Below are 8161 nucleotides of genomic sequence, written 5' to 3'. Positions count from 1 at the left end.
GGAAAGAGTTTATTGAGATTGCAGATGAACAAGATCGCAATTACTGGGCAGCCAGATTAGGTGTTACAGGTGAAAAACTAAAATCGGTGGTTAAAGCCATCCAGAGTATGGAATTTTCTATTGTGAAAGAATATTTGACCATGGAAAAAATTAAATCCGGTAATGCTTATAAACGCTTTCTTAATCCTTCATAGGTTTAAAGATTAATTTTGGTTTGGTTTAATAAATGCCTGATACAAGCTGTTGATGGCTGCCCTACTGAAATCAGGGAAGCCATCGGTATAGGTAGCGTTTATACCATTTGTAATGATAACGAAGCCAAATTTGTCTTTCGGATTAAAAAACATGGTACTGAATAAACCATAAGCTGAACCGGTATGTCCTTTCAGTTTTACACCCGGGATAAGCTGATCTGCAGTCCTGATGGCCAAGCCATACCCTTCATCATCGGTCAAGGCAGTCTGCATCTTTTTCGCACTCTTTTTAGTGATTATCTTAATACCATTTGATGTGCCATAATTCATGTGCATAATCATATATTTAGCTAAATCACTAGCCGAAATTTTCATCCCACCTGTTGGCGAAAAAACAGGCGTACTATAACCCATTATGTAATTTGCAATTTCTGTTCTTCGTGGCGCATATGCTGTTGGCGACGGTGTATAAGTTTTCGTATCGGCATGATATTCGTATAAATTAACAAAACGCGTGCTATCTAAAGAGTCTACGCAATAACCTGCATAAAGCCCTAAGGGTTTAAGCACATGATTTTTTAAATTTCGGATTCCTGATTTTAAAACCCACCAGATCGCCAAAATCATCATCTAAGGAAATTTTACCGGCCTCTACCAGTTGCATAATGGATGTTGCCGAAAAAGACTTCGAAATAGATGCAATTCTGAAAATATCCTGATCAGTTAAAGGCTTTTTATTTTCTATATCTTTTAGTCCAAAAGAGTGGGTATAAATAATCTTACCTTCTTTTACCACAGCCACAGCAGCACCAACCGCATTATATTTATCCATTACAGTTTTAAATTCTGCTTCGGCGTTAGCATTTTGAGCTTTTAATTGCTCAACTACACCAATTATTAAAAAGGTAGTACAAAAATATTTCAGGAATTTTAGTTTCATAAGCTTAGCGGATAAAACCTAAATATAAGGGATGGTGCAAAACAAAATCTGCGCGTAGTGAAAAATTTACTTGGCATCGTTTACTTCTAACCAATGCCCGTCGGGATCTTTGAAATAAATTTGTTTTACGCCATCTACACGCAAGGTAATTCCGCCTTTCTTTCCTGGCCAATCCTCGAAACTGATATTTTTAGCATTCAGCTTCTTTACAAATTCATCAACTGATGGAACACTGAAACACAAATGCCCGTTTTTATCAAAAACCTCATTTCCTTTTGCCCCCTGGATTAAATGCAACTGTCCGGCTGGCCCTAAAGTAAACCAGGTATGGCGGTTATCTTTAAAAGGTTCGGGAATGATTTTAAGGTTAAACACACTTTCGTAAAAAGTTGTTGCTACGCTTAGATCAGCTACATAAACAGCGATATGATTTAAAACAGCAGGTACATTTTCGGGTTTATTTTGCGCCATGGCTTTTTGAAAAATGATAGAAAATAAAATAGTGGTAAACAGGAAGATTTTTTTCATGTTTAAATATCAAACTTATAAAGGAATAATTTTAATAAATTTTTCAATACATTCTTCGACTCCACTTAGGGTAGCAAAACAGCGGGGTATTTATTGAGCAGATTTATTAACCACAGATAAAAAGGATACACACAGATAATTTGTTGCCGTGATTAATGCTCCCATAGCGGAAAGATCCTGAAACAAGTTCAGGAAGACGTTGCGAGAAGAAAAAATCAATGCGTTTAGTTTGCGCTCGTTTCCAGATGAGTGCATAAATAACTAAATGATTTTATCGTTGTAAACGATTGATTATTCTATAAAGATTCTTCGCTCCGCTCAGAATGACAAAAAAAAGGCTGCCCCGGTTTTTGGAACAGCCTTAATAGATTTATAAGGATAATATGAATATGAGAATTATAGCTATTTACTTAATTCCATCCCCCACCGAGGGCGTGATAAATATCTACCACCGCATTTAACTGCTGTTTTTTGGTTTCAATCAATTCTAATTTTGACTGCAAAGCATCACGTTGGGTCATCAATACCTCAAAATAATCAGCCCTTGCAGATTTAAACAAATCGTTAGAAATATCGATCGATTGGGTGAGTGCAGCTACCTGTTTCGATTTCAAATCATAGCTTTTTTGCAGGTTGCTAATCTTTGACATTTGATTGGCCACTTCTATATAACCATTTAAAATTGTTTTTTCGTAATCGTAAACGGCCTGCAACTGTTTTGCATTGGCGGTTAAATACTCAGCTTTAATGGCATTGCGGTTAATTAGTGGTCCTGCTAGATCTCCTGCTAAAGAATAGATTAAAGATTCCGGTGTTCTCAATAAATAAGATGGGTTAAAAGCCTGGTAACCGATAGCGGCAGAAATACCCAATGATGGATAAAACTGTGCTTTAGCTACTTTAACATCCAACTTAGCCGCAGCGAGTTCTAACTCAGCCTGTTTAATATCCRGGCGGTTGGCTAATAACTGCGAAGGTAAACCTGTTTGTACTGTTGGTGGTACCAGATCGGTAAAACTCGATTTATCCCTAACAATGGGCTGAGGAAAACGGCCTAGCAAGAAATTGATCTTATTCTCCGTTTCGGTAATGTTTTGCTGAATATCAAATTCCAGGCTCTTAGAGCTTAAAACCTCAGCTTCAAATTTACGCACTGCAAGTTCGTTAACCCTACTGGCCTGTTTCTGAATTTTCATCAGTTCTAAGGCATTTTTCTGCAGCTCAATGTTTTTTTTCACTGTCTCTAACTGATTATCTGCAGCTAGCAATTCGTAATATGAATTTGCAACCTCAGCTATCAAATTGGTGACTACGAAATTTTTGCCTTCAACCGTTGCTAAATAATGACTTATGGCTCCTTTCTTGGCGTTGCGCAATTTGTGCCAGATATCGGCTTCCCAGTTGGCCTGTAAACCGAAATGATAATCGGGCAATACCTCAGGCACTTCTTTACCTGGTGTAATTTCTGTAGAAGCATCGCCAGCACCCGAACTGGTGTAGCGACCAACTTTATCAAAACCTGCACCAACGCCATAGGTTACACTTGGTAAAAGTTCCCCCTTTTTGGCTTTGATTTCGTTTTTAGCAATCTCGATATCCTGCAAGGTGATATTCAGCTCCTGGTTATTTTTTAATGCGGTATCGATCAGGTTTACCAGATTTGGATCGGTAAAAAACTTACGCCATTGTATACTGGCCGTACTTACGGTATCCTGCGTGCCAATAAAGGCTGTAGGAACACTTTTATTTTCGGCGCGTTGAGCCACTTCTGGCAATTTACATGCGGTATATGCAGCACATATCAGTACTAAACCAAGGCCTTTATAAATATTTTTCTTAAACATTATCTTCTACTTCTTCAGTTAATGGATGTTCTTCTTCAATTTTAATCAGCTTGTGTCTGGCAGCTATTGTTCCAAATACATAATACAATCCCGGGATAATAACTACCCCGAAAATGGTACCAAAAAGCATACCCCCGGCAGCAGCCGAGCCAATGGTCCTGTTACCGATTTTCCCAGGCCCTGATGCAATCATCAATGGAATTAAACCTGCAATAAAGGCAAAAGAGGTCATTAAAATCGGACGAAAACGTACACTTGCACCTTCCATTGCGGCTTTTAATACCGTTGCACCCTGGGCATGCCGCTGTGCAGCGAATTCAACAATCAATACCGCGTTCTTACCGAGTAAACCAATCAGCATTACCATCGCAACCTGTGCATAAATGTTGTTTTCCAATCCTAATAATTTTAAGAACAGGAAAGCGCCAAAAATACCCGCTGGTAAAGAAAGGATAACTGAAAGTGGCAAAATGAAGCTTTCGTATTGGGCTGCCAGAACCAGATAAACGAAGCCCAAGCAGATCAGGAAGATATAAATGGCTTCGTTACCCCTTGATACTTCATCTTTAGATATACCAGCCCAATCGATACCAAATCCCCTTGGAAGTGATTTCTTGGCCACTTCGGTAATGGCCTTGATGGCTTCACCAGAACTATAACCCGGAGCAGATTGCCCGCTGATCTCAGAAGCATTATACATATTGTGTCTGGTAATTTCGGATAAGCCATACACTTTACGCATTTTAATAAAAGCCGAGAAAGGCACCATTTCATCACGATCGTTTTTAACCGAGAGTTTTAAAATATCTTCTGGCAAAGCCCTGTACTGAGGCAATGCCTGTACAATTACTTTATATTGATGGTCGTATTTAATAAAACTGGTTTCGTAATTACTACCTACAAAAGTCGACAGTGTATTCATCGCATTATCAATACTCACTCCTTTTTGTTGCGCAATATCATTGTCAACATCTAACATGTACTGAGGAAAACTCGCACTGTAAAAAGTAAATACAGATGATAGCTCTTTACGTCTGTTCAGCTCTTTTACAAAATCGTTGGCCACGGTTTCCATTTTTTTGTAATCGCCACTACCTGCTTTATCCAGTAAACGAAGCTCGAAACCTCCCGCAGCACCATAACCCGGAACGGCTGGTGGCTGGAAAAATTCGATAGTTGCACCTGGAATAGATTTCGATTTCTCTTCAAGCTCTTTAATAATCTCTACTGCCGAATGTTTACGTTCGCTCCAATCTTTCAGGTTGATTAAACAGGTACCCGAGTTCGATCCCGTACCTTCAGTAAGAATCTCATATCCTGCCAAAGATGAAACCGACTTTACGCCATCAATATCTTCGCACATTTTCTGCAGTTTCTCTGAAATCTGGTCGGTACGTTCTAAAGTGGATCCTGGAGGCGTTTGGATAATGGCATAAACCATTCCCTGATCTTCGTTCGGAATAAAACCTGATGGTACACTTCCGCTCAATCCCCAAACACCCAAACAAAATGCAATCAATATACCGAAGGTTAAGATCTTACGACTTACCATTTTGGTTAAAACAAATTCGTATTTCCCCGAAAGTTTGGCAAAACCATTGTTAAAACCATCTAAAAAGCGATCAATAATGGTTTTCTTTTTCTTCGATCCATGGTTATTCTTTAACATGATGGCACACAATGCAGGGGTAAGTGTTAACGCCACAATACCCGAAAGGATAATTGCCGTTGCCATGGTGATCGAGAACTGACGGTAGAAAATACCTACTGGCCCCGACATAAAAGCTACCGGAATAAATACCGATGCCATTAAAAAGGTAATAGCGATAATTGCGCCGCCAATTTCTTTCATGGCCTGCTGGGTAGCCTTCAGTACCGAAAGTTTCCGATCGTGTTCCATCTTGGCATGTACCGCTTCAATTACTACAATGGCATCATCTACCACTACCCCAATGGCCAATACTAAGGCGAACAAGGTAATCAGATTGAGTGTAATACCAAAAAACTGCATAAACACAAAGGTTCCGATTAAGGATACCGGTACAGCAATTGCCGGGATGAGGGTTGAACGCCAATCGCCGAGGAACAGGAATACCACTAAACCCACCAAGATAAAGGCTTCGACAAGGGTGTGGATTACTTTTTCAATAGAGGCATCGAGGAATTTAGAAACGTCGTAACTTACTTCATAATCTAAACCTTTAGGAAATGAGCTCGATTTGATCTCGGCCATTTTCGCTTTTACATCTTTAATTACCTGACTGGCATTACTTCCGTAAGATTGTTTCAATACGATAGCTGCAGAAGCCTTTCCATTTAACGTAGAATATAAATTGTAAGCTGAAGCACTAAAATCTACATCGGCAACATCTTTTAAACGAAGTAATTCGCCGTTAGCACTTGCTCTTAGTACTACATTTTCGTATCCTTCTTTCGTACTAAAGCGTCCGGAATATTTTAACACATACTCAAAAGCCTGAGAGCGTTTACCAGAACTCTCACCGGTTTTACCTGGAGAGGCTTCTAAACTTTGCTCATCAAGTGCTTTCATCACTTCATCCACTGAGATTTTATAAGCCTGCATACGGTCGGGTTTAAGCCAGATCCGCATGGCATAATCCCTATCACCCAAAATATCGGCAAAACCTACACCATCAACCCTTTTCAACTCTGAAAGCAAGTTGATATCGGCATAATTGTACAGAAAATTCTGGTTCATCTTAGGGTCTTTACTATACAAGTTGATGTACATCAACATGTTAGACTCTTCGCGAGTGATTTTAACCCCCTCACGAACCACTAAAGGAGGAAGTTTATTGGTAACAGCAGCTACACGGTTCTGTACGTTAAGCGAAGCCTGGTTGGGATCGGTACCTAAATTAAATACGACCTGAATGGAAGCTTCACCATCATTACCGGCATCAGAGGCAATATATTTCATGCCTGGTACACCGTTAAGGGCACGTTCTAGCGGAATAACCACCGATTTGATCAATAACTCATTATTTGCACCTGGATACTCTGCCGTAATATTAACTTTAGGTGGTGAAATAGAGGGGAATTGTGTAACGGGTAGGTAGCTGATGGCCAACACCCCAAGAAACACAATGATAAGCGATATTACTATAGAAAGGACTGGCCTTTGTATGAATTTACTAAACATAAAATAAGTATGGAGGGTGGTAGATTATTCAGTTTTCAATCTTAATTGTTTCATCACTTCCTGAGGCTGTTGGAATTTGAAGGTAATTTTATCATCGTCTTTTACTTTCTGCACTCCTTCAAGCAATATTTTATCACCCGTGGTGATGCCATCGCCAATGATGTACAAATCTGGCACCTCGCCTGCAATGGTGATGGCTCTGGAATGTACTTTGTTATTTTTATCGATTACAAAAACATAAGTTTTATCCTGAATATCATAAGTGGCTTTCTGTGGGATTACTAAAGCATTTTTTAAAGGAACAACCATCTGGATTTTGCCCGTTTCTCCGTTTCTCAGTAAGTTATCAGAATTGTTAAACCTGGCTCTAAAAGCAATGTTTCCTGTCTCATTATCAAATTCGCTTTCGATCACTTCAACCTTACCTTTCGATTTCAGCAACTCGTTATTCGCCAATAACAGGCTAACTTCTTGCTGGCCTTTTGCCTTTGCGGTACTTTGATAGTTCAGGTATTCAGGTTCAGACACATTGAAATACGCAAAAACCTGACTATTATCTGAAAGACTGGTTAATAAAGCACCTTCATCAACCAAACTACCCAGTTTTAATGGAATACGGTCGATTGTACCATCAAAAGGTGCCCTGATTTCGGTATTGGATAAATGAAATTTGGCCAAAGAGGTTTCGGCATTTGCTGATTGCAGTTTGGCTTTAGCCATGGCCAGCTCGTTTTTAGAAACGATATTTTTATCAGAAAGTAATCTGGTGTTTTCAAGCTCAATTTCTGCAGATTTAGTTTCGGCTTGTGCTTTTAACAACTCAGATTGTGCTGCTTTAGGCATAATCTTAAACAACAGTTGACCAGCTTTTACACGCTGACCTTCATCTACATAAATATTTTGGAGATAGCCTTTTTCCTGTGCCCTAACCTCGATATTCCTCACAGATTTAATCTGTGAAACATATTCCTTGGTAAACGAAGTATCCATTCTTAACGGTGTGGTTACCGCATAAGTAGTTACTTCTTCTTTTTCTTCTTTTTTCGTGGTACAACCCGTTACGTAAAGCAAAGTACATAAGCCTAAGCACATGACAACTCTTTTCATCTTTTTTTGTTAAATGGTTTTAATCTGATTTATTTTTTTCTCTAATTAGTCTCCCTTGGCAACCAATTTATGATAAGAAGCAGTCTACAACTGATGTGCAGATACTTAATTGACTTCAATAAATTATGGTTACGCAATGATTTAATTCGAAAGCGAAATAAATACAGATTTATGAAGTTATAATGAAGTTGAACTTCAGGTTTGGATTGAGAAATTGTGTTTTAGTGAAGCAAAAGATGATTTTTCACAACAAACAGATCATTTAGCTCCGCTTTTTGAACGAATTACCAGTAAGGAGCTAGAATTAGATGAAGAAATGACGATTTCTAATAAAAAAAACTCCGTTCTATGCATTTGCCAGTTATTTTCAGAATGAGGTATAAAT

General features: G+C 38.9%; 7 protein-coding genes. 1 reads left to right on the top strand and 6 read right to left on the bottom strand.

Features of this window, described 5'->3' with window-relative positions; translation table 11 throughout:
• A partial coding sequence (locus tag AC1DND_RS14380; RefSeq protein WP_477582559.1) for a DUF3606 domain-containing protein occupies positions 1-194 on the top strand: 194 nt, incomplete at its 5' end.
• A 9-nt stretch (positions 195-203) separates the two neighbouring features.
• Here the strand turns inward: AC1DND_RS14380 and AC1DND_RS14375 are convergent.
• The 6 genes from AC1DND_RS14375 to AC1DND_RS14350 all read right to left on the bottom strand — a co-directional run bounded on the left by AC1DND_RS14375 (position 204) and on the right by AC1DND_RS14350 (position 7776).
• Positions 204-764 carry a serine hydrolase gene (locus AC1DND_RS14375; RefSeq protein WP_477582557.1) on the bottom strand — a complete coding sequence of 187 codons (561 nt, stop codon included), beginning with the start codon at positions 762-764 and terminating at the stop codon, positions 204-206.
• On the bottom strand, positions 757-1134 hold the full coding sequence (locus AC1DND_RS14370; protein ID WP_477582555.1) for a serine hydrolase domain-containing protein: 378 nt from the start codon (positions 1132-1134) through the stop codon (positions 757-759). Before AC1DND_RS14370 ends, AC1DND_RS14375 begins: the two co-directional genes overlap by 8 nt.
• 66 nt (positions 1135-1200) lie before the next feature.
• Positions 1201-1662, bottom strand: a complete 462-nt coding sequence (locus tag AC1DND_RS14365) for a VOC family protein (protein ID WP_029280098.1) — start codon at positions 1660-1662, stop codon at positions 1201-1203.
• A 410-nt stretch (positions 1663-2072) separates the two neighbouring features.
• Entirely contained in the window at positions 2073-3506 is a 1434-nt protein-coding gene (locus AC1DND_RS14360) for a TolC family protein (RefSeq protein WP_477582553.1), read from the bottom strand.
• Positions 3499-6669, bottom strand: coding sequence for an efflux RND transporter permease subunit (locus AC1DND_RS14355; RefSeq protein ID WP_477582551.1), 3171 nt, complete (start codon positions 6667-6669; stop codon positions 3499-3501). The genes AC1DND_RS14360 and AC1DND_RS14355 overlap by 8 nt, the downstream gene beginning before the upstream one ends.
• Positions 6670-6693: 24 nt before the next feature.
• Positions 6694-7776 carry an efflux RND transporter periplasmic adaptor subunit gene (locus tag AC1DND_RS14350; protein WP_477582549.1) on the bottom strand — a complete coding sequence of 361 codons (1083 nt, stop codon included), beginning with the start codon at positions 7774-7776 and terminating at the stop codon, positions 6694-6696.
• Positions 7777-8161: the final 385 nt, after the last annotated feature.

It is taken from the genome of Pedobacter sp. 01N416, assembly GCF_056399685.1.
This window is presented reverse-complemented; position numbering and strand designations above follow the sequence as displayed.